Source organism: Paenibacillus lemnae (assembly GCF_012933385.1).
Lineage (GTDB): Bacteria > Bacillota > Bacilli > Paenibacillales > Paenibacillaceae > Paenibacillus_AQ > Paenibacillus_AQ lemnae.
On sequence record NZ_JABBPN010000004.1, the window covers coordinates 97877 to 119435 of the forward strand.

The window sequence follows — 21559 nt, forward strand, 5'->3', positions numbered from 1 at the left end:
ACCTTACAATATGAAGGGGCTGTACCGCCAGAGTTGATCTGGCAGTACAGCCCCTTGTTTGTATGCTGTCCCTCAGCCTGCCTCCACTCCATTGCTTGACTGTTACTTTTTCCTTCTCGACCCAAGCACAATCTTGTCTACCACATCTAATATAGTATTCTGGCAAAGGCGGTGTGAAGATGAACATGGGAGTTCATAGAGAAGTGATGATGCAAAAGCCTTGTATCCTATCAAAACCGGTAAATGGAACACGTCGTGTAAATACAGTCACTTTATCAAGCAATTGGAGCGGATACGCGATACCGGGCAAGAAAGGAGCTTTCACACGTATTCAAGGCTCATGGACCGTTCCATTCGTTAGACCTACATCTCGGGACACGTATTCTTCTGCATGGATCGGCATTGACGGATTCCGCAATACCAGCCTGATCCAAACCGGTACCGCTCATGATTTTGTCCATGGAAAACCCGAATACTATGCCTGGTGGGAGATTCTTCCGGCTGCAGAAACAAGAATCCCCAAGCCGGTTCGGCCTGGGGATCAAATGGCTGCTGTTATCGTGAAACGTTCTTCGCAAAAATGGCTGATCACCCTTCGCAACTTGACGCAAAATTGGGTGTTCCAAACACTGCAGCGCTACGCTGGCCCGGGTTCGTCAGCAGAATGGATTGTCGAGGCGCCTTCTATTAATAACATTACGACAGATCTTGCCAAATTCTCACCGGTGACCTTTAGAAACTGCAGAGTAAACAAGAAAAATCCGAGATTCAAGCCTGCTCAAGCTGTTGTCATGGTTCAGAACAACCGCATCGTCTCCGTTCCTTCCCGGCCGCTTGGTGCTGGAGACGCCTTTGTAGTGCGAAGAACCAGCATACCTGTTCGATAAACCGCCGCGCTTAACGCCAAGCAGCGGGATGAGAATCATTTACGAGATCGAGTTCCACAGCCTTGGCGTTGTCTTCGACCTGCTCTACACTTTTACATCCAGGAATGACACAGCTGACAGCCGGGTGCTGCAGACACCAGGCCAGAGCCCACTCTGCCATGCCTGTGCCGCCCGGCACTTCCTTCTGCTTGATCTCCTCCACCAGACGAAGCTTGGCATCAATCTCTTCCCGGTCATGTCCTTTGCGCACATTATCGCTGAACACCGCTCCCGGCTTGTATTTTCCGCTCAGATATCCACTTGCAAGAGGGACTCGGGCAAGGACACCAAGATCCTGTCTCTGGCAGGAAGGAAGCACTTCTTCTTCCGGCGCCTGATCCAGGCGGTTATACACCACCTGTATAGCTTTAGCATTCACCTCATTTGCTTTATTCGTCTGGTAAATGTTCTGGTTACTGCCGATTGAAATGCCTAAATTACGTATTTTTCCAGCCTGCATCTGCTTGTCCAGCATCGTCCACAAGGCATCGTTATTAAATACCTCATCGGATCCGGAGTGGAACTGATAGAGATCGATATAATCAGTCTGTAACGCTTTCAAAGATTCTTCCAGCTGGACCTGGATCTGGTTAACGTCCCATGCGTTCTCCCAGTGGTCATGCCACTGATGTCCAAATTTGGACGCGACGACCCAGTCCTCTCTCTTATCTCTTGCCAGAAAATCTCCTATAAATTTCTCGGACATATGATGCGGTCCGTAGCACTCTGCCGTATCAATCAGATTGATGCCGAGCTCTTTGGAACGGCCAAGAATAGCATCAACTTCCTGCTGATCAAAATTCTTTCCCCAGTCTCCGCCAAACTGCCAGGTACCCACACCTACAACGGATACTTTAAGCTCCGTACTGCCTAATCTTCTGTATTTCATCTGTCTCACTCCTCAAGTGTAGTATGATTTCATTTCGTAACGCCTATATACTACTTAATATTGTAATCGTTTGCAAACCGTTGAAGTTAAACTTTACCATTCTGAATGACTGTGATGGCAAGTGTTCTTATGACCGTTATTCGTTATTGCCTCCAAAATGCTAGGAATTATTATTTCATCGGAATGTTTTTATCTCAATTATAGAAAGAGTGAGAACCAATCTGGAGAAGCGAAGCGGTCCGCTCAAAGCTTTCCGTAGGAAAGCTAGCATCAGAAGCATAAGCTATCACCGGATTAACCCTTAATAGAAACATTCGAACAATCCGGGGATAACAGCGATCGGAAGATGGTTCTCAATCATATACAGGATTATCTGCTGCACGAAATTGACCCGGTGTCATTCCAGTCCACTTTTTGAACGCATTATGAAAGGCACTGGGTTCGGAAAAATGAAGCAAGTAAGCGATATCTCCAACAGCATACCCTCTCTCCTTCAAATAGCTGATTGCCAGTTCTTTTCGGACGGCTGCCGACAGTTCATGGAATGAGGTTCCTTCCTCCCTCAAACGCAGCTGCAGCGTTCTCATACTGATTGCAAAGTGCTGAGCCGTCTGCTGCAGAGTTGGAAGATACGAGGGGATACACTTCTTCATCCATAGGGACACCTGCTCTGTAAATGGTCTTTGATGATTAAGTTCACCGCGGCTGGCTTCCGCCATGTTCTCGAACATCTGAAGCAGCTTGGGATCGGAATACAAGACCGGGTAACTTAAAATTTCTTTATCCATAAATAATGCATGATATTCGGTCCCGAATACCGGATACCGTCCGAATATGCCCATATATGGCTCAATATCAGACGGCTGTTCATGGCAAAACCAAACGTCCCGCAGAGAGATGGACCGGTTGCTCAGCCTGGATATCATGTGGAACAGAGAACCGGCCATATCCTCAGCACAATGCCTGGACAGGGTTCCTCCAGGGGACTGAAGAAAAAGTCGAAGCATCAAGTTTTCGCCGCTCACTTCCCAATCCAAATTAAACCCGCTGCACAGCAGCATGTTGTACCGCTGATAAGATTTCAGGGCATCAGAAATGGTCTTTGAATGCAGCATAACATAACCGAGAATCCCCATATCTTCGAAATCCATAATCTGGCCCTGATGCAGGCCGAAGTGATCATCACCCGTGTATGCGGCAGCTGCAGTGACCAGCTTTTCGAAATCAGACCGGTCCAGCCTTCCCTCCATATTTTGCAAGACCTCCCCATCAAATCCCGCAAACTCGAAAAATTCTTCTACATCATATCCCTTGTGAACAAGAGCCTTCATAACCGGATATACCATCGAGACAGCAATGCCCTGACTGTCCAAATGCCTTCTCCCCCCGTCTGCGCAAAATCTCAATTTCGCTGCGTGTTCCATCATTTCATTCTCTCCGATCCTTCGATATGCTGGTTTCAGATATCATAACCCTTTCATTATATACCTGAACGGGATCATAGAAGGAGCGGGAATATGAAAACCAATATTTTGATTATTAATGGACATCCGGATGAACAAAGCTTCTGTACAGCGCTTGGAGATGCTTATGAAAGCGGCTCGAGAAATGCAGGGATCGAGGTGAGGAGATTGAATCTGGGCAAGCTAGACTTCAATCCAAACCTGCAGTTTGGATACCGTCAGCGGACTGAGCTGGAGGTGGATCTGATTCATGCCCAGCAGCAGATCACATGGGCTGATCATCTCGTATGGGTGTACCCGACCTGGTGGGGTTCCATGCCCGCCATCATGAAAGGGTTTATTGATCGTGTATTTCTGCCCGGTTATGCGTTTAAATACCGGGAGCATTCTCAGCTATGGGATAAACTTCTGGCCGGCAAATCCGCACGGCTGATCATCACGACAGACACCCCTGCATGGTACAACCGTCTGGTATACAGACAGGCGGGCTATCGGGTCATGAAAAACAATGTTTTACAATTTTGCGGCATAAATCCGGTTCGTATCACCGAGATTGGTCCGGTCAAACCGTCAACCGAGAAACAGCGCAGTGCTTGGCTGGAGCGTATCGGGCGGCTTGGAGCAACAGCTAAATAACCTAATTGAAATCCCGAATCGGTTTCAGAAACAAAAAGGTGAATATTCCGATAACGGACAACAGCACACCGATGACCATCAGCGTCGAGGCAGGTCCGAAATAATCCGCACAATACGCAGATACCGCAAGTCCGCCTGGCGGGACCACACTTGTCAGCGATCCAATGATGCCGAAGGCACGGCCCAGCATTTCGGTTTTCACACGAAGGCGAAGCATGATCTGTACCAGCAGTGTTGCAAAGGCAAACATAAATCCAGCCAGAAAGATCAGTCCTATAGATAGGAAAAGATGGCGGCTGAAGGTCATCAGAACGAAGGTCGGCCCCAGTAAAAAAATACCGGCAAAGATGAACCATCCGCGTCTTTGCAGACGGTGATCCAGGGTTAGAATCAGAAAAGACCCTGCGAGATAGCCCACCGGAAAAGAGGCTTCAATCAATCCAAAGGAGGCTGGATTCACCTGCCACACCTTCACAGCCACCACCTGAATCAGCATCAGGCAGGAGGTAAAGAACAGCATCAAGGATGGCGACAAAATAATTACGGCCCGGGCTACCGGATCATTCTTGATAAATAAAATCCCGCTCCAGATATCGGAGAGAAATTTACTGCGCTCTGCTGCTGGCTGCTCATCTTCTATGGAAGATTCAGAGACTTCATCATGTACCACTGTTTCATTTGCGCCATTCAGCGTTCGGCCTGCAAGAAAAATAAGCAGTGCCGATATCAGGAATGTACAACCGTCTACCAAAATAGCCGCGACACCGCCAAACCAGGTAATTGCAATACCGCCCAGGGCCAAACCGCTGACTCTTGCGATATTCTCCATAATGTTGACCAGGCTGGTGGACCGCTGAATCTGCTCCGTACCGGCAAATTTCACCATAGACGCCTGCATCGCCGGTGAATGAAACAAGCCTGAGATGGCGGTAAAGGCAACAAGTGCAAATACAATCATTGTGGAATCCGGTGACAAACCGATACAGAGAGCTACCCCGATGGTAAACAGGGCCCGCAGGATATCAGCCGTGGTCATTAATGTAATCCGGTTGCTTCGATCTGCCACGGTGCCGGCGACGGCACCAAACAACAAAGAGCTGATCATATAGATGCCCATGACGACTGACATCATTCTTGCACTTCCTGTAGTCTCCAGAATCCAGAGACTTAACGCGATCGAATGAAAACCATTCCCTGCCACACTTAACGTATATCCTGTCAGCAGCAGCATAAATGGTTTGTTTCTCCTCAGAGAGTTTCCCTGGACGGATGGCGATCTGCTCTCCAGTCGCTGCTGCCCTAACTCACTCTGCATGACGCATTCCCCTTTTCGCTTAATCGTTTAAGTTTAACCGATAAAAGAAGCCGACAGCAGTCGGCTCAGCCCAATGATATAGATACATATTGTTCAAATGGACCGCCATCATCCAGGCGATCGCTTGCTTTTCTTCGCGATTTGATATAGTACTCCATGATTTGAAAAGCGGACTCTACGTGTTTCTGCGGGTGTTCCATCATCAAGGTCTTCATACCTGGCGGCAGCACATCCGGACATCCGCTCGTACAGAAAACGGTCAGGTCATGACTGTTATGATGGCTCACACGAGACACCTGCAGCGCTGCAAACTCATTGATAATGACCCCGGGATTCCCTTGGTTTTGTTGAAGAAAGTCATTCAACTCTTTCTGGTTATCGGCATCCAGAATAAATACCTTATCCGGATCCATCGACGCGGCCAGCCGGATTTCCTCGGCCATACCCTCATTCACATATGAGCTCATTACCAGGAAGCCTTTCTCTCCTGATTGAGAGTTCCTGTTTCTCCAGGATTCAAATGCTGTTTTAAAATCAAATATGATTTTATGAAATAAAGGATCATCAATCATACTGTCCATCAGCACGACAGGAACACCCCGATCAAAATGAACGGATATATCCAGAAACACTTCTTTTTTAACATCAACCAGAAGAACGCCGTCAATCTCCCGCTGCTGAACAATATCCAGATTCGGCTGGTCAGCATCCAGACCCAGCACCAGCAAATGGTATCCTTTCCGCTTGCAGAGGTCTTCCATACGTTCACTGAGATAGCCGTAATACAGCTGCTTCCAGAAACCGTCCTTGCCGCTCCGGTTATAGAGAAGCCCCAGCATGCCGGACTTTCCTTTCACCAGCGAGCGAGCAGTCAGGCTGGGAACATAGTTGAGTTTTCCTGCTGCATCCAGCACCCTGCGCCGGGTTTCCTCGGTAATGGTCTGATTGTTAACCTTATTTAAAATATAACTTACGGTGGCTACCGATACTCCGGCTTCACGCGCGATATCTTTCATGGTTGCTTTTCTCATTGTCCGGCTCCTCATCACATGCTAAAGGTACTTCCCCTGCTTGGAGTGATGATATCATATCCTTCGCCCGTGCCGCTACAAGAAGCGTCCAGGCACCTGACAGTCAGGATGACCATCCCTTCACACTGCATTCCAGCTTCATATCCTGATCCCACTTGATCACACGGTAAGGAAGGTTTTCGCCGTGAGGCCCAGCTTGGAATAGACGTGCGGATTTCTTGATCCCAGATGATAGGTAACCAGGCCCCCCATGGAAGTTCACTTCGTCATCATAGGATGGAGGGAACCAGACAAATACATCCCTGGTATTGTTCAAGTATCTCGAATGCACGTTTGAAATGGTGATGATTGTCATTTTTTCATCTGCATTTATCAAACTCATACTATTACTTAAACGATTAATGATAAAACTTATACGTTTAAGTGAATGCTTGAGAAAAGTTTACGATCTGCTGGTCTGTCCTGTCAAGCAAAAAAAGCTGCTAGAAGAGCAGCCCTATCCATTGCGAAACCTGTATTATCCTCGCAGTGACTGGAACCAGTCCACACCATACACCGATAAAATGGTGAAAATCACACTCCAGATAGCAAGGCTTACCGTCATCCACAGCAGTGCAAGATGCTTTTTCGCACCCAGCAGAATACCTATAAATATAGCAATGTGCGAGCCGATGATCAGCGGACCAAGCAGAGACAGACCGGGTAGGCCATACTTGTTCCAAACTGCGGTTCCCCGTTCACGCCGCTTCGAGTTTTGCGTACTCTGACCTTTCTTGGCACTGCGCCACTGCCGGACTTTATCAAAGAATATAACGAGAAGATACACGGTCAGCAAATTACCGAGGAAGGCAAGCAGGCCGACCAACACGGGATTCAACCCCGCCAGAATACTCAAAGGGATGACGGTTGCAATCTCGAACCATGGAATCGATCCAAGCAGAAACACCACCATATACTGCCACATTTCTGATAACACACTCATCATGTAACGCCTCCCGATCCCATACTTCTTTCATTGTAACCTACTGAAGAAAAACGATCTATGTTGAGTGGAGTTTTGAATAATATAAAAGCAGGTGTACAGCTATTTGGATTCCATCCGAATAAGCCTGATTTTCAGGCTTATTTCTGTTCCTGCTGCAAAATGAAGGAACTGATCACCTTCACGGTCTGTGCCTGCTGCTCTTCTGGTGAAATAGCTGCAGTGCCATCGCCTTTCTGCTCTCCGTAGCTGCCGAAGTAGGCATGGTTTCCGCCTTCAATGACGTGCTGATTCTCTGTGCCCTCCAACTTGCTATGATCCAGAAGCCCGTCTTCACTGCCGTAAATGGCCAGACTTGGGATCGGACTGCTGTCGCCAACCGGATACGCTCCAAGCATAATCAGACCGGATGCCTGGTCAGGATGCTTGTTCACATAACTGCTCGCCATGGCTCCGCCCAGCGAATGTCCGCCGATGTACCAGGTTTGGATATCTGGAAGCAGATCATACACGTTCTCAGCGGCATTTTGATCAAAAACGGCGAGGTTAAAAGGCATCTTCACCAGAACACTCGTCACACCCTGATCCGAAAGCTGCTGAAGCAGCGGCGCATATGCAATGGCCTCCACTTTACCTCCTGGATAAAAGATAAATCCTGTATCCGTAGATTTTCCGCTCTCTGGACGAAACACCCACATATCATCCTGAACCTCTACTCGCTCACTCTGCTCAATGACGTATTGTGCTTCAGCATTCCCACGATAATAATCGGACACATAAATAAAAAATGCTGCAGCTGCTGCAAATATTATGACGGCTATGATGATGACCGCCCATTTCCATTTTTTCTTAACGGAAGGTTTCAACATGATCCACTCCTATATACGTTATGTAAAATCGTTTCATACAAACGAATCTGACCTGCTTGCTGTCTGTTTTATAAGATCGCTTTTTGGTGAATGAATAAAGTTAAACAGCACACCAAGAAAGGGGGAGCGCAGCATGACAGAACAAACTCGGGACGAATGGCTGCGGGAATTTAGAAAAGGGCTTGTTACTAAAAATCAAGCTGAGTTTCGCCGATTTGTCCGCCATTTCAGGCCCTATGACCTTAGCATCATTTTTACCGGGCTGGAACAGGAGGAACAATCCAGACTGCTGGACTATCTCCCCGATGAGCAGCTTGCCGACATGATTCAAGAGATGGTGCATCTGGAACAATTAGAAGTCTTGACCCGGCTCAGCAAAGAAAGAACAGCACTCGTCATGGATATGATGGATAACGACGACCTCGCTGCTTTGCTTGATGATTTGTCCCCAGAGCAAAAGAGCGAGTTCCTTCAAGGCATGCGCGGTGAAGAATCGCAATTCGTACAAAACATTATGAAGTATCCTCCTGAAACGGCTGGCCGGATCATGACGAACCGTTATGTCTGGATTCGGGAACATCATACGGTTGCCGATGTTGTACAGAAACTGAGAAGTTATGCAGCCATTGCAGAAACGATAAATTATCTATACGTCATTAACGAAGATCGCAAGCTGGTTGGCGTCGTTTCTTACCGCTCTCTTATTTTGGCTGAACCGGAAGAAATGATTGTAGACATTATGCATACCAGAGTCCTGTCTGTTCCCGTGCACGCGGATCAGGAAGAAGTGGCACTCCTTATCCAGACTTATGATTTCCTTGCCATACCGGTCGTAGAAGATGATCAGACACTGGTGGGTATTATTACAGTAGATGATATCCTGGATGTCGTGATTGAGGAAGCAGAAGAAGATATTCGTAAAATGAACGCCACCAGCGGAAAATCGATCGACTTTAATACACCTGCAGCCGCTGCAGCCTATCGAAGATTGCCTTGGCTCATTCTTCTTCTATTCATCGGACTGGTATCAGGAACGATTATCTCCCGTTTTGAGGAGACGCTGGATCGCATCGTCGCGCTGGCTTTCTTTATGCCCATGATCGCCGGAATGACAGGAAACACGGGCACTCAATCTCTGGCTGTCATTGTCCGGGGTCTTAGCGCGAAGCCGCTGAACAAGTCTATCGTCTCCAGACTGCTGCTGAGGGAACTGAAGGTTGGTCTCATCATCGGTGTGATCTGTGGGATATTAATCACCATCATCGCTTATGTATGGCAGCAAAACTTTTATTTAGGTCTGGTTATCGGCAGTTCGCTTGTAGCCACACTTATTGTCGGAACCATGGCCGGCACGGTTATACCACTGCTCCTGTACAAGTTCAAGGTTGATCCTGCTGTCGCGTCTGGTCCTCTGATTACAACCATAAACGATATTATATCCCTGTTTATATATTTCGGAATCGCCACTGCGTTTCTTACATATCTGTAGACCATACAAAACGCCAAACCCTTTGCAAGAATCCGGGTTTGGCGTTTTGTAGTAATGATCTAATTAGAAGTTAACAGCAGCTTTCTTCGCACGCTCAACGCCATCAGCGATGAGGGCTTCAGCCTGATCCGGCAGCTGGTTATGACCTTCCACAACGATCAGTTCAAAGTTATGAATGCCGAAAAGTGACATGACGTTGCGGACATAATTCAGAGACATTTCGCTTGCAGCCGCAGGGCCTTCAGAGTAAATGCCGCCGCGGGCGTTGATCAGCGCTACTTTTTTATCCGGTACCAGACCAACAAGACCCGTTTCCGTGTATTTAAAAGTTTTACCTGCTTGATAGATGTAATCAATATAAGTATGCAGCACGGCCGGGATGGTCAGGTTCCACAGCGGAAAACCAAAAACAACCTTGTCCGCTTCCAGAAACTGATTTACATATTTATCAGACACGGCTACTGCTGCCTGTTCTCCTGGAGTCAAATCCATGCCGCGCGCAGCTTTAAAGTTACCGTTGATCATATCGGCATTCATGTATGGCAGTTCTTCCTGGAACAGGTCCAGTTCAATGACGGTATCTTCCGGGTGACTTTCTTTATAGCTGTCCAGAAAAGCCTGATACAGCTTGACGCTGACCGCTGCTTCCCCACGATCATTTGCTTTGATAAATAATACAGTACTCATAAGATTCCCTCCAATATGTCTCTTTTTAACTTTTAGTAAGCTTCTTAATTATATAAAGTAGTCGTGGTTTTATCAACCCTAAAATTATGATGTCTTGAGACCCGAATCTGACAACCAAATCCTCCAAACATTATACAAAATCGATACGAAATTCAATAAAAATATAGAATATATGCTTTTTTTTAAAAAAAGCTTTACAAACCTTCTACAAAGTTATACATTCTTTATACAAAACATATACAACCAAAAACAAGGAGGAATATTGAAGATGAAAAAGAAGTTCTCTGCTCTCATGTTGACGGTCACACTTATGCTGGGTACTACTGCTGGTGTTCATGCAGCCGAAGGTGATACTGACATCGTTGACACAGCCGTCTCCGCCGGTAACTTCAATACTCTGGTAGCTGCTGTTCAAGAAGCTGGTCTTGTTGAAGCGTTAAAAGGTGAAGGTCCTTATACTGTTTTTGCTCCGACCGATGAGGCATTCACAGCCTTGCTCTCAGAGCTTGGCGTAACTGCAGAAGAGCTTCTGGCCCGTGAAGATTTGTCTGATATTCTCCTATATCATGTTGCTGAAGGAAAGGTATTATCTTCGGATCTCGTTGATGGTATGGAAGTGACCATGATGAATGGCGATCAAGCGGTCATCTCTCTGGATTCACCTATGATCAATGACTCCAATATTGTAACTCCTGATGTGGAAGCATCCAATGGTGTCATCCATGTGATCGATACTGTTCTGCTGCCACCTGCAGATGCTGAAATGGCACCAATTCCTCAAACCGGTACTGCTGAAGGAATGACTACTCCAATCGTTCTTGCTTTCGGTTCCCTCGCCGCTGGTGCCTATATTTTCTTAGCAGCAAGAAGAAAACAAAACGCATAATTACATCTACCGATCTTCAGCGATTGAAGGGCCCGTCCTTGGGTCCTTCTTCATTTCAATACATCACATTAAATAAACAAGGGGAGGAGGATGATGAGTAGACTCAGCAAAATGCTGCTAGCAATCTGCGGCTTCGTATTTCTTGCTTCAATATATACCATTGCTGATGATGTGCACGAGAGCCGGCAGGCTGCCAAAGAGCATGAACAAATCCGGCAGCGTTATGATGCACATGACCGGGCACAGAAAGCTCCTAATCCGACTCCTTCCATTTCATCTGCCCCGGCTGCAGACCGGCCCAAACGTGATGAGCCTTTGCTTCTCCCTGGTTTCAGCCCGCTTCTTGAGATGAATAAAGAGATTGTTGGATGGCTGGATGTACCAGGCACGAACATTCAATATGCTGCTGCTCAAACAACGGACAATGACTACTATCTCACTCACAGTATAAAAAAGGAAAAAAATGAAAATGGTTCGGTATTTATGGACTACCGGAATGCCCCGGATGCTTCCGACAGGCATACTATCTTGTATGGACATTATACAAAAGACGGGACGATCTTCACAGAGCTCAAGAAATATCGGGATGAGTCGTTCTATCGCAGTAATCCTGTTTTTACATTTAATACACTGTATGAAGAATCCCGTTGGGAAATATTCTCCGTATATGTAACAGACACCAGCTTCTATTATATTCAGACCCATTTCAGATCAAATCGTGATTTTAGAAGCTTTGCTGCAACGCTGCAGGAAAAATCTATATTTCCGTCCGGTGTCAGTCTTCGTGAAGATGATCAAATATTGACGCTCTCGACCTGCGCGTATGACTTTGAAGATGCCAGGCTCGTCATTCATGCCCGCAAAATTGGGTAAGGACATACCCCAAATGACGTAATGCGGACTGAGAATGACGGTAAAATGTGGTTCTGCTCATATGAAAGTCCTGTGAGAGCTGATTTTTATTTTTCCCTCGCTGTAAATAACTTTCTTTAAGAATCTGCTGTTCCAGCGCTGACAGCGGCTCCTTGGGGCAGGACTCTATTAAAATCTCGTGTATCATTCTTTGCAGTTCATTTCCTGACCTGTCCATCCTCTTCACGACAGCGAGCTGCTCAAGCTTAACCGTATCAAACAGATGTAAAAGAATCTGCTTCATTTCATTTAAGTCGATCACATTCACATACGGCCTACGAGTTGCTCCAGCCAGACTCTCATACGGCCGATCTGTTTGCCGAATAATGATCTGTATCCACTCGTGAAAAGACGTCTGCCGAAAATCCAGTTCCCAACCGGTCAATTCCTCGTCCTGAGTGCGGCCAGAATTAAAATGCCCTATCTTTTTAAACCCAAGAACCGGCAGCAATGAATTCAACTGTGGATCAGAAGTGACCATCATCCCCCTCAAACCGCTTGTCATCAGGATAAGCCACTGCTGCATCAATAGAGCACCCAATTCCTCAGGGCTGTAGAGTGATTGTTCAGATATTCAGGATCACTGGGCACAGAAAGATATTGATCTTCTGGGAAATAAGCTCATTCTGGAGGGGATATCGCCTCAGACCTTTTCTCCGGATCATCAGATTACGCGTGCCGAGTTCACAGCCATCCTTGTGCGGTCACTCGGTCTCACCACCGGAACAACGACGGATCTTGTATTTACTGATGCTCCTTCCACAGCCTGGTACGCTGAGTCTGCAGCAGCTGCACAGCAAGCAGGACTTGTTCAAGGCTTTGCGGATGGGACGTTCAGGCCGAACGCTCCAGTCACACGTGAACAAATGGTATCCATGATTGCCCGTGCCATGCACTTCGCCGGAAAATCCAGCAGTTCTGATCTGTCAGCTCTTAACCGGTTCTCTGACCGCATGGACCTGTCAGCATGGTCAGAAGAACCAGCAGCCCTGCTGCTGAATAGTCATATTATTACAGGCATCACAGCTGCAAGCTTTGTTCCCAAAGGACTGGCTACTCGTGCTCAATGTGCGGTCATTCTGAGACGGATGCTGCAGCATCTGGAGTTTATAAATTAAACCACATCGTCCTCTGGATCATTCTATTCTATTAAGCCCTTTCACTTCTCAACGAAGCTGACCGGGCTTTTCTTCTGCGTTCTGGCAGCACAAAACCGCCCGAGCAAAAGCTGCGGGCGGCATTATGAAAGGAGTATATTCTACTTCCACAAAATAAACTGTGCGATATTTTTACTGTGATCGCCGATCCGTTCCAGATTGGTCAAGAGATCCAGATAAATCGTTCCTGTACCTCCGGAGCACATATTCTGGTTCAAACGCTGAATGTGATTCTTGCGGTATTCTGCCTCCAGCTCGTCCAGTCTGGCTTCGAGGGATAATACCTCTGTCGCGGCCTCTGTATCATGATGCTCTAGCGCAATCAGCGCTTTGGTCACAGCCTGATCCGCCACACTCATCATTTCTTTCAGTTCACCTTCCGCATCGGCAGACAGATCCAGCTTGTTCGTCATCCGGAATTCTGCAAGCTCCACAATATTTTCCGCATGATCGCCGATCCGCTCCAGATCACTGACCGTTTGGAACCAGCCCGTAGCCTTCTCGGATTCGCCGGGAGACAAACCTTTTTGATGAATTTTCATAATATAATCGGTAATTTTACGATTCAGTTCATTCACAAGCTCTTCCTTCTGAAGTGCCGTTTCGGCTGATTTGTTATCTTTGTTAATAAAACAAGCGGTTGCATCCTGAAGAGACTGATGTGCAAACTGACCCATTCTTACGATTTCATGCTGCGCTTGGCTAAGAGCCATGGCTGGTGTTGCAAGAAGGCGATCATCCAGGTAAATCGCTTTAAACTGAAGTTCCTCTGTTTTCCCCCGAATCAATTTTGTCACAATCCAGGCAAGCACAGGTATAAGCGGCAGGAAGATCAGCGTATTCAGCGTATTAAACATCCCGTGAGCATAAGCAATCTGCATCCGGATGTTGACATCTTCACCAAGCCAGAGCACAAGGTTTAAAACAGGTACTAACAGCAGTGTAAAGAGGGTGGCACCGACAACATTAAAAATAACGTGTACAAGCGCGGTCCGCTTGGCTGCTACTGAAGCCCCGATGGATGCCAGCACAGCAGTAATTGTCGTGCCTATATTATCTCCGAACAAGATTGGCAAGGCTGCCTTCAGATTGATCATTCCTTCGTCCGCAATCGTCTGCAGAATACCGATGGTGGCGCTGGAGCTCTGCACAATCATTGTGAACACTGTCCCGACGATCAGCCCAAGTACCGGCTGGTGTGACAAATCAACCATGAAATCCGTAAATGCCGGCAGTTCGCGAAGAGGCTTTAAGCCTCCTCCCATTGTCGAGAGACCGAGAAACAAGGTTCCGAAGCCGAAGACGATTTGTCCAAAATACTGGTATTTTTTCTTGCTCAAAAAGAACAGAAAAAAAGCACCTATGGCAATAATCGGCAGTGCGTATTCTTCAATCTTGATTCCCACGATAAAGGCCGTCATAGTCGTTCCAATGTTGGCTCCCATGACTACGCCGATGGCTTGTCTTAACGTCATGAGTCCTGCATTCACAAGGCCGATCGCCATGACCGTTGTACCGGTGGAAGTTTGAATCAATATGGTCACAACAATGCCGACAAGCACGCCCAGAATTGGATTGGATGTATACTTCTCCAGAATCCCTCGCATTTTGTCTCCAGCCGATTTTTGAAGACCGTCTGACATGTATTTAATCCCGAAGAGAAATATCCCGAGACCCCCTACAAATTTGAACAATATCTCCTGCCAGTCCAATTTTATAGATCCCCCTCTAGTTGATGGTTTAGTTAGCCTCATCTAATTTAGCATATTCGAGTGGGAAGATAAATTACTTAAGTTTTTACATATTGTTTGATACCAAATCTGCTTCATCATAATATGAAAAAAGCCGCTGATATTTTAGATCAGCAGGCTTAAGATCTTATCATTATCGAGATTCTTATCGGCTGTAATGGTAATCGGGCACTTCATTATATGTATCAAGTGGATTGCTTTTCAGGAAATTCAGAGCCTCTTCATAGCTGTTCCAATGCGTCTCCGTATGATGTTCTGCTTGTTTGGCTGAACGCTTCAACTGCATTTTCGTAATGGCTCCGTCCACGATGACCGCAGCACGCTGCATGCCAAAGCCCATGACATCTTTTTGATGTACAACAAGTTCGGCTTGGGATTCTGGCATGAATGCTTTAACGTTTCGCATATCCACAATAACGTCAAATGCTCCATTCAGCTGTTTGGCCAACTGTTCAATTTCCCTTGTGATTCTGTGAAAATCTTCAGGTTTCGCTTTTTGATCCCATACAATTTCAATAATGCGGTAGTTTTTGTCCAAAATTCTCGTTGATGACATATCATCAGCTCCTGTCATGACATGAATTTCTAAGATGTAAAGATACATCTTTCTCCACTACCATTACCCTGTATAATGTTTGTATAAACACTATACATTAATAATTATTTCGTGCCCTGTATTCGGTCGGTGTCAGTCCTGTTATTTTTTTGAAAATTCTTACGAAACTGTTGACATTGGAGTATCCGACCATATCTGCAATGCTTCTTATTTTCTCCTCGCTCCCGGACAGCAGTTCCTTAGCCTTATTCATCCTAAGTTCCATTAAATAATCAATAAAATTACATTCGGTCTGTTCCTTGAACAGTTTGCTCAAATGAGACACACTGATGCCGAACTCGCTGGCCAGCAGGTTCAGAGACAGATCGTTGCGCATGTAATACTGCTGCAAGTAAAGGAGCACCTTGTCAATGACCTCACTGCGTTCACGGCCGCTTCGCTTCTGCCGGATCAGTTCGATGATACTGTTCATAGTGTCAGCGGTGTAATGCTCCAGCTGCTCTAACCGCTCGTACTGGTTGAGTTTTTCATAAAGCGACTGCTCAGGAAAGAGGTGGCCTGGATCCACACCGATCTCAGCTGCCGCTGTGGCTGCCTTCATCATGCACTGAACGACAAGCTGAACAATCAGCTCCGGCGGGACGCTCTGCTCTGCAAGCATCTCAAACCAGCGTCTCACCTGCAGATGCATTTTTTCATTATCCTGGAGATGGACAGCTGCGAGTATATGATCGGTCATCGCGGCCAGACGGTACAGTTTGGGCGATGGCTCACTAGAGATATCATCAGCCGTGATGATCGTATTGCTTCCGGTTACCAGCTTATATCTTATAGCTTCTGCCGAGGATTTATAAGATTGATTGAGTTTCTTCAGTTCGCGAACTACTTCTCCGATTCCGATGGTGACCGTACGGCCAAAATACTGCTGAACAAAATCTTTCAGCAAATCGGCTACCGATACTGCCCGCATCATCACTCTCTGCTCATCCTCGGATTCTTCGAAACTCATCAGAATTACGGCTTTGCCGCTTCCGGTTTCGGCAGCCAGGCCCAGATTTTCTGCATTGATCAGCTCCTCGGCCACATTGCACAAAGCATAGCAGTACAGCGTTAGATCACGAGGACTTGGAATATCCTCGCGGTTATCAAATTCAACACTCATAACGATATATTGTCCACTATGGAGACTTACCCCGATCCGGTTCATCAGAGACTGCAGTTGAGCAAGATTGTTTCGATTCCCTGAGATCAGATCCGTCATCAGCTTCCATTTGATATACGGCCTGCTTTCGTGCACATCCTTTTGCAGCTGTTCCCGATCAAGAAGTATTTCCTGCACGGTAGATTCAAAGTATTGAAATTCATCGCGATACGTCTTTTTAGATGATGTCGCCTTGAGATGCTGGCTCATCGACTGGATAAACCGGTTAACCGGCTTGTAGGTCCATCTTCCAATTACCGCCGCTGACACAGCAGCTGCCACAAACAACACCAGGGCCAGCAAGATCAAACCGTTGCGGAAGCCTTCAAGCGGACGTGTCATCTGCACATCAGGTACGACGCGCAGAATAGTCCATCCGGAATAATTGCTGTTTACATAAAATACCGATGAATTCGTTTCTTCTACGCGACTTGTGAACATCCCTTCACCATCGGGTGCCTCCATCAGGGTGCTGATATATGGAAATTCACTAATATCTTTACCAAGCTTGTTCTTGTCTTGATGCAGGATAACGATTCCTTCCCTGTCCACTACAAAAGTCTCGCCGACATCATCTCCAGATGAGTTACGAATCAAGTCAAATAATACATCTTCCTTCACGTTGACCGCTGCAGCACCTTTTCTCCCATCCGGGGAATGAATGAGCGGGTACGTGCGGACCAGTGTTATCACATTTCGGAATATGGGGTAATTGGAGCGGGTCAGCTGAATTTTGCGGGTCGGCATCCAGTTTGCATAACCATCATAGTGCCGAAACTGGTTGATCCACATAAAATCCTGCTGCAAATCCTGTTCTGTGAGTATGTTTCCGGACACGAGACGATTTTGAACATAGGAATAGAAATCGATAGAAAATATATAATCATTGCTGTTAATCACATTTGTGATCATGTTCGTAATTCGATACCGGTTATTTCGCATGGCCTGCTCACTGAGATCGTATTCAAAGAAACGGATGATATCGTCATGTCTCAGCAGCTGTATCGCCTGTTTGTCGATATTTTGCAGCGCAAGATTCAGCTTATGCTCCTGCTGCTTAAGCAGCTCCATATTGGTAGCAGTCAGCTGCCGTTCCAACTGCCCGTTAAAGAAAATATAGGTTAAAAAATTAGAAGAACAGACAAGGAGAAGCAGTATGGCGGACAGCATGACAATAGCGTTAATCAATCGCTTTTTCTGAATTTGCCCCATGCCTCTCCCACCTTGTCTGTGTTAGATTCATCTAAAAATTAGCTTTATTGTCCTCGTACCACTGTTGTGCAATTTTCTCTGCCTCGGGTCCGCCTAAACGAGTCCATTCTTTACGAATCTCCTCAATCGCCCAGTCCGCTGTATACTTCTCTCCTTGGGTTACCGTCGTAGCCCGGGTTTCACGAATAAATGTATCCAGTGTAGAACGGATTTCGTTGATTTCATCAAAATTCGGCTGATAAGGGATGTCACGGCGGAACTCGTTCTTTAACGCGGTCTCCAAAGCCTCTGCACTTAACGTGGCAAGACGCTGTGACAGCTCATCATCTGCAGCCTGCTCGATCAGATCCTCCGGTTTCACTTCCATTTGTTTCAGAACAGCGTATTCATTTGCATATAAAACTTCTTTGTTGTATTTGTCTGTATCCATCCGCTTGACGGTATCTCCGGATTTGGTGTAATGGACCCCTTCTTCCCCGTTCATCAGTGTGAACCATCCTTGATCTACAATCCAGTCCAGGTATTTTACAGCTGTTTCAGGATCTTTCATGTCTTTGTTAAAAGCTACATAAATATGAGGAATGGCTTCCTGATACAGACCGTGCTTTCCGTTTACGGTTTCTACAGATTCCAGCGGTACCGGCTCGGCATCCGGTACGTTCGTGAGTAAATCCTTCATCATCAGATCCACTTGACCTGATCCCCACTGAAACATCCAGATCCCCGCCTTGTCTGTAGTCCACAACTGGTTGGCACGCTGATTATTGCTGTCCGTGAAATATTCCTTATCGACCAAGCCGAGATCAAACAGCTGCTTCTCCAATGCGATGGCATCCCGGAAGCGATCCAGTGTCGCTCCATATTTCATTTGCCCGTCCTCCAAATACCATTGTGTGCTCATGGCAGCGTTCAGGCCAGCATAAATATCTGCTGTGGTCGGCCCTACGATCGGTGTGCTGTCCGGGTAATGTTCTTTGAATGCTTGCGCTACCTGAATCAGTTCATCCAGGGTCTTTGGCTTCTCCATCCCGATTTCATCAAGCCAATCCTGACGAATCCACATGCCATGGTTAGCAACAGCGGTAATTGGACGCTTTGTTGCAACCGCATACATTTTCCCATCATCAAAGGTCAGGTGAGCCTTCAATTCCGGGTTCTCCTCCAAATACTTTTTATATGAAGTGCTGTACTGCTCAATGTATTCATCGATGGGCTGCACGACCCCTTGTGAGACAAGTCTGCCAATATAGGTCCTGTCGAATTCCCAGATGAGATCCGGTGCCTGGTTGGAAGCGATCATGACGTTTAGCGTACTCTGGGCTTCGTTACGCGGTACGGGAACCATCTTCACATCGATCCCTGACTGCTCCCGAATCCATTTCACCCAGCGGTTTTCTTCATAAGTACCTTCATCGCTTGACACCTGCCCGCGGTCAAACATGGAAATACTGACTTTTTTGTTCCCTGAGGCGTTTCCCTTCTCGGAAGAAGATCCTTTCGAGCCATCCGCTTCATTACCACCGCCAGTGCAAGCGCTCAGCATCATGGCCGCAGCCAGCATAAACACAAACAAAAACCGTCCCTTGGATGTTGGTTTCATGTTCATCATGACCTCCAATAATTTGATATTTAGTATAACAAATGTATAAATAAAGCGCATTCATTAGTTAGCGCCTCATCCCTTAACCGAGCCAAGCAGTACCCCCTTAATAAAGTGTCTCTGCAGAAAAGGATACACACACAATATAGGTACAATGGCGATAACGACAGCCGCTGCGCGAATGCCTTCCGGTGTCAGGACAACCTGCTGAACCCCTTCGCCACTCCGGAGCATTTCGGGACTTAGCAGCGAAATCATCTGATGCAGTTTAACCATAAGCGACAATTTATCTGTATCCCGGATATAAATTAATACATTCATATAGGAATTCCACCAGCCAACAGCATAGAACAGCGTCAGGGCAGCGATGACCGGTTTACACAGCGGGAGGACGATCTGCCATAAAACCCGAGCTTCTCCTGCTCCGTCTATTTGGGCTGATTCTTCCAGTTCCTGCGGCAGCCCCTCCATAAATGACTTCATGACAAACATGTTGTACACACTGATTAATGCGGGAAACCATAAACTCCAGTAACTGTTAACGAGACCAAGACTGTTGATCAGCAAAAAGTTCGGAATCAGCCCTCCACTGAACAGCATCGTAAACAAAATGAGCATCAGCATGGTATTTCTGCCTCTGAGGCGGGATTTTGATAGCGGATAGGCCGCAATAATGGTAAATACCATATTCAATACCGTTCCAACGACGGTAATCAGAAAGGTATTCTTCATCGCGACAAAAAGCTGCCCATCTTTGATGAGATTAAAATAGGCGTTTATGTTAAACTCAACCGGCCACATGAATACTTCGGCGGCATTAATGGCCCGGCTGCTGCTGAATGATACGGCAATGATATTGATGAATGGAAACAAAGTCGTATATGCACACAGAGCCAACAAGACATAATTCAGCCATTGCAGTAATCTGGATCGACTAAATGGACGGCGAAGCGGCTTTGCCATCGATGTTGTGTCTGTTACCATAAGCCTCTCTCCCCCAATGCTTTAATGATTCGGTTCACCGACACGATTAAAATCAGCGCAATCAGTGACTGAAACAGCCCGAGAGCAGTGGTGTAACTGTACTGCAGGTTCACAATGCCCCGCGTGTACACAAATGTACTGATAACTTCCGCCACACTTGTTACGGCTGGATTCCTAAGAGCGTACACCTGTTCGAAGCCGACATCCATCATACGCCCGACTTGAAGAATCAATAATATGGCGATCGTACTGCGGATGCCAGGAAGTGTTACGTGCCAAATCTGTCTTAATTTATTGGCCCCGTCAATTTTAGCAGCTTCATAAAGTGTAGGATCGACCGAAGCCATCGCAGCCAGATACAAAATGGTACCGAATCCCGCTTCCTTCCAGATCCCTGATCCGATAAATGTAACCGGCCACCAAAACTTGTCAGCAAGGAAATAGATCGGTTCCAGGCCAAACGCCTGCAGTACATAGTTGACAAAACCGGTAGAGGGAGAGAGCAGGGCAATAATGATGCTCCCCAGCACAATCCAGGAAATAAAATGCGGAATATAAAGCAGATTTTGCAGCGTTCGCTTATACCACTCCACCCGAACCTCATTCAGAAGCACTGCCAGAATAATAGGAACCGGGAATGCAAACACCAGATGATACAAATTGAGAAGCAGCGTGTTCTTGAGCACCAGGTAAAATTCTTTACTGGAAAACAGTTTTTCAAACTGCTCAAACCCGACCCACGGACTGCCCCAGATTCCTTCAGACAAGCGGTAATTTTTGAATGCAATAATCTCTCCTACCATCGGGGCGTATTTAAATAAAACAAGATAGGCGGCAACCGGAAGCAGCAGCAGATAAAGAAAGCGGTTACGGAAAATTTCTTTCCAAAGTGCTGACTTCTGTTTCACTTCATTCTTCGAGGATATTGGAGTTTTTAAAGAAGCTTGCCGGTTCATATGCATCTCCTTTCTGTCATCGTTTTTATTCGCCTTTCAGCTCCCCTTCAAGCTATC

The 21559-nt window shown here is 46.6% G+C and carries 20 protein-coding genes and 1 pseudogene; 7 read left to right on the top strand and 14 right to left on the bottom strand.

Going from position 1 to position 21559, the window contains the following annotated elements:
* The first annotated feature begins 179 nt into the window (after positions 1 to 179).
* Entirely contained in the window at positions 180 to 887 is a 708-nt protein-coding gene (locus HII30_RS06475) for a G1 family glutamic endopeptidase (protein ID WP_246246158.1), read from the top strand.
* A gap of 10 nt (positions 888 to 897) precedes the next feature.
* Here HII30_RS06475 and HII30_RS06480 read toward each other — a convergent pair whose 3' ends face one another.
* Complete coding sequence (locus tag HII30_RS06480; RefSeq protein WP_169504211.1) at positions 898 to 1815, bottom strand: aldo/keto reductase; 918 nt, start codon at positions 1813 to 1815, stop codon at positions 898 to 900.
* A 353-nt stretch (positions 1816 to 2168) separates the two neighbouring features.
* A complete protein-coding gene (locus HII30_RS06485) occupies positions 2169 to 3188 on the bottom strand; it encodes an AraC family transcriptional regulator (protein WP_169504212.1) in 1020 nt (339 codons plus the stop codon).
* Between the two features lie 144 nt (positions 3189 to 3332).
* On the opposite strand from HII30_RS06485, the gene HII30_RS06490 reads away from it, so the two are divergent.
* Entirely contained in the window at positions 3333 to 3914 is a 582-nt protein-coding gene (locus tag HII30_RS06490) for an NAD(P)H-dependent oxidoreductase (protein WP_169504213.1), read from the top strand.
* Position 3915: 1 nt separating this feature from the next.
* On the opposite strand, the gene HII30_RS06495 is transcribed toward HII30_RS06490, so the two are convergent.
* The 4 genes from HII30_RS06495 to HII30_RS06510 all read right to left on the bottom strand — a co-directional run bounded on the left by HII30_RS06495 (position 3916) and on the right by HII30_RS06510 (position 8111).
* Entirely contained in the window at positions 3916 to 5229 is a 1314-nt protein-coding gene (locus tag HII30_RS06495) for an MFS transporter (protein ID WP_169504214.1), read from the bottom strand.
* A 65-nt stretch (positions 5230 to 5294) separates the two neighbouring features.
* On the bottom strand, positions 5295 to 6260 hold the full coding sequence (locus tag HII30_RS06500; protein WP_169504215.1) for a LacI family DNA-binding transcriptional regulator: 966 nt from the start codon (positions 6258 to 6260) through the stop codon (positions 5295 to 5297).
* Positions 6261 to 6777: 517 nt separating this feature from the next.
* Positions 6778 to 7242 carry a small multi-drug export protein gene (locus tag HII30_RS06505; RefSeq protein ID WP_246246159.1) on the bottom strand — a complete coding sequence of 155 codons (465 nt, stop codon included), beginning with the start codon at positions 7240 to 7242 and terminating at the stop codon, positions 6778 to 6780.
* 140 nt (positions 7243 to 7382) lie between these two features.
* Positions 7383 to 8111 carry an alpha/beta hydrolase gene (locus tag HII30_RS06510; protein ID WP_169504216.1) on the bottom strand — a complete coding sequence of 243 codons (729 nt, stop codon included), beginning with the start codon at positions 8109 to 8111 and terminating at the stop codon, positions 7383 to 7385.
* 133 nt (positions 8112 to 8244) lie between these two features.
* On the opposite strand from HII30_RS06510, the gene mgtE reads away from it, so the two are divergent.
* Positions 8245 to 9600, top strand: a complete 1356-nt coding sequence (mgtE, locus tag HII30_RS06515) for a magnesium transporter (protein ID WP_169504217.1) — start codon at positions 8245 to 8247, stop codon at positions 9598 to 9600.
* Positions 9601 to 9663: 63 nt separating this feature from the next.
* Here the strand turns inward: mgtE and HII30_RS06520 are convergent, their stop codons facing one another.
* The gene (locus HII30_RS06520; protein WP_169504218.1) at positions 9664 to 10287 is read right to left on the bottom strand and encodes an FMN-dependent NADH-azoreductase; all 624 of its coding nucleotides are present in this window, start codon (positions 10285 to 10287) and stop codon (positions 9664 to 9666) included.
* Positions 10288 to 10555: 268 nt separating this feature from the next.
* Here HII30_RS06520 and HII30_RS06525 point away from each other — a divergent pair, with 268 nt between their 5' ends.
* Positions 10556 to 11173, top strand: a complete 618-nt coding sequence (locus HII30_RS06525; protein WP_169504219.1) for a fasciclin domain-containing protein — start codon at positions 10556 to 10558, stop codon at positions 11171 to 11173.
* Positions 11174 to 11266: 93 nt separating this feature from the next.
* Entirely contained in the window at positions 11267 to 12046 is a 780-nt protein-coding gene (gene srtB, locus HII30_RS06530; protein WP_169504220.1) for a class B sortase, read from the top strand.
* Here srtB and HII30_RS06535 read toward each other — a convergent pair.
* Entirely contained in the window at positions 12021 to 12611 is a 591-nt protein-coding gene (locus HII30_RS06535; protein WP_169504221.1) for an ArpU family phage packaging/lysis transcriptional regulator, read from the bottom strand. The two genes, srtB and HII30_RS06535, sit on opposite strands and share 26 nt — an antisense overlap.
* A gap of 46 nt (positions 12612 to 12657) precedes the next feature.
* On the opposite strand from HII30_RS06535, the pseudogene HII30_RS22000 reads away from it, so the two are divergent.
* Both HII30_RS22000 and HII30_RS06545 read left to right on the top strand, forming a co-directional pair.
* Positions 12658 to 12759 (top strand): annotated as a pseudogene (locus HII30_RS22000) (hypothetical protein); the annotation flags it as partial.
* Between the two features lie 24 nt (positions 12760 to 12783).
* Positions 12784 to 13203 carry an S-layer homology domain-containing protein gene (locus tag HII30_RS06545; RefSeq protein WP_169504222.1) on the top strand — a complete coding sequence of 140 codons (420 nt, stop codon included), beginning with the start codon at positions 12784 to 12786 and terminating at the stop codon, positions 13201 to 13203.
* A gap of 140 nt (positions 13204 to 13343) precedes the next feature.
* Here HII30_RS06545 and HII30_RS06550 read toward each other — a convergent pair whose 3' ends face one another.
* The 6 genes from HII30_RS06550 to HII30_RS06575 all read right to left on the bottom strand — a co-directional run bounded on the left by HII30_RS06550 (position 13344) and on the right by HII30_RS06575 (position 21502).
* Positions 13344 to 14954: a Na/Pi cotransporter family protein gene (locus HII30_RS06550; RefSeq protein ID WP_169504223.1), complete on the bottom strand. Its 1611-nt coding sequence runs from the start codon at positions 14952 to 14954 to the stop codon at positions 13344 to 13346.
* A gap of 184 nt (positions 14955 to 15138) precedes the next feature.
* Positions 15139 to 15549, bottom strand: a complete 411-nt coding sequence (locus tag HII30_RS06555) for a hypothetical protein (RefSeq protein WP_169504224.1) — start codon at positions 15547 to 15549, stop codon at positions 15139 to 15141.
* A gap of 97 nt (positions 15550 to 15646) precedes the next feature.
* Positions 15647 to 17962 (bottom strand): helix-turn-helix domain-containing protein, encoded by a 2316-nt coding sequence (locus HII30_RS06560; RefSeq protein ID WP_169504225.1) that lies wholly within the window; start codon positions 17960 to 17962, stop codon positions 15647 to 15649.
* A 31-nt stretch (positions 17963 to 17993) separates the two neighbouring features.
* Entirely contained in the window at positions 17994 to 19562 is a 1569-nt protein-coding gene (locus HII30_RS06565; RefSeq protein WP_169504226.1) for an extracellular solute-binding protein, read from the bottom strand.
* 75 nt (positions 19563 to 19637) lie between these two features.
* Positions 19638 to 20546, bottom strand: coding sequence for a carbohydrate ABC transporter permease (locus HII30_RS06570; RefSeq protein WP_246246160.1), 909 nt, complete (start codon positions 20544 to 20546; stop codon positions 19638 to 19640).
* Positions 20540 to 21502, bottom strand: coding sequence for an ABC transporter permease (locus tag HII30_RS06575; protein WP_169504227.1), 963 nt, complete (start codon positions 21500 to 21502; stop codon positions 20540 to 20542). The genes HII30_RS06570 and HII30_RS06575 overlap by 7 nt, the downstream gene beginning before the upstream one ends.
* Positions 21503 to 21559: the final 57 nt, after the last annotated feature.

Excerpts from the sequence above, each read along its gene's own strand:
- HII30_RS06475 (WP_246246158.1), top strand. The coding sequence starts at position 180 with ATGAACATGGGAGTTCATAGAGAAGTGATGATGCAAAAGCCTTGTATC.
- HII30_RS06480 (WP_169504211.1), bottom strand. The coding sequence starts at position 1,815 with ATGAAATACAGAAGATTAGGCAGTACGGAGCTTAAAGTATCCGTTGTA.
- HII30_RS06490 (WP_169504213.1), top strand. The coding sequence starts at position 3,333 with ATGAAAACCAATATTTTGATTATTAATGGACATCCGGATGAACAAAGC.
- HII30_RS06495 (WP_169504214.1), bottom strand. The coding sequence starts at position 5,229 with ATGCAGAGTGAGTTAGGGCAGCAGCGACTGGAGAGCAGATCGCCATCC.
- HII30_RS06500 (WP_169504215.1), bottom strand. The coding sequence starts at position 6,260 with ATGAGAAAAGCAACCATGAAAGATATCGCGCGTGAAGCCGGAGTATCG.
- HII30_RS06505 (WP_246246159.1), bottom strand. The coding sequence starts at position 7,242 with ATGAGTGTGTTATCAGAAATGTGGCAGTATATGGTGGTGTTTCTGCTT.
- HII30_RS06510 (WP_169504216.1), bottom strand. The coding sequence starts at position 8,111 with ATGTTGAAACCTTCCGTTAAGAAAAAATGGAAATGGGCGGTCATCATC.
- mgtE (WP_169504217.1), top strand. The coding sequence starts at position 8,245 with ATGACAGAACAAACTCGGGACGAATGGCTGCGGGAATTTAGAAAAGGG.
- HII30_RS06520 (WP_169504218.1), bottom strand. The coding sequence starts at position 10,287 with ATGAGTACTGTATTATTTATCAAAGCAAATGATCGTGGGGAAGCAGCG.
- HII30_RS06525 (WP_169504219.1), top strand. The coding sequence starts at position 10,556 with ATGAAAAAGAAGTTCTCTGCTCTCATGTTGACGGTCACACTTATGCTG.
- srtB (WP_169504220.1), top strand. The coding sequence starts at position 11,267 with ATGAGTAGACTCAGCAAAATGCTGCTAGCAATCTGCGGCTTCGTATTT.
- HII30_RS06535 (WP_169504221.1), bottom strand. The coding sequence starts at position 12,611 with ATGCAGCAGTGGCTTATCCTGATGACAAGCGGTTTGAGGGGGATGATG.
- HII30_RS06555 (WP_169504224.1), bottom strand. The coding sequence starts at position 15,549 with ATGTCATCAACGAGAATTTTGGACAAAAACTACCGCATTATTGAAATT.
- HII30_RS06560 (WP_169504225.1), bottom strand. The coding sequence starts at position 17,962 with ATGGGGCAAATTCAGAAAAAGCGATTGATTAACGCTATTGTCATGCTG.
- HII30_RS06565 (WP_169504226.1), bottom strand. The coding sequence starts at position 19,562 with ATGAAACCAACATCCAAGGGACGGTTTTTGTTTGTGTTTATGCTGGCT.
- HII30_RS06570 (WP_246246160.1), bottom strand. The coding sequence starts at position 20,546 with ATGGTAACAGACACAACATCGATGGCAAAGCCGCTTCGCCGTCCATTT.
- HII30_RS06575 (WP_169504227.1), bottom strand. The coding sequence starts at position 21,502 with ATGAACCGGCAAGCTTCTTTAAAAACTCCAATATCCTCGAAGAATGAA.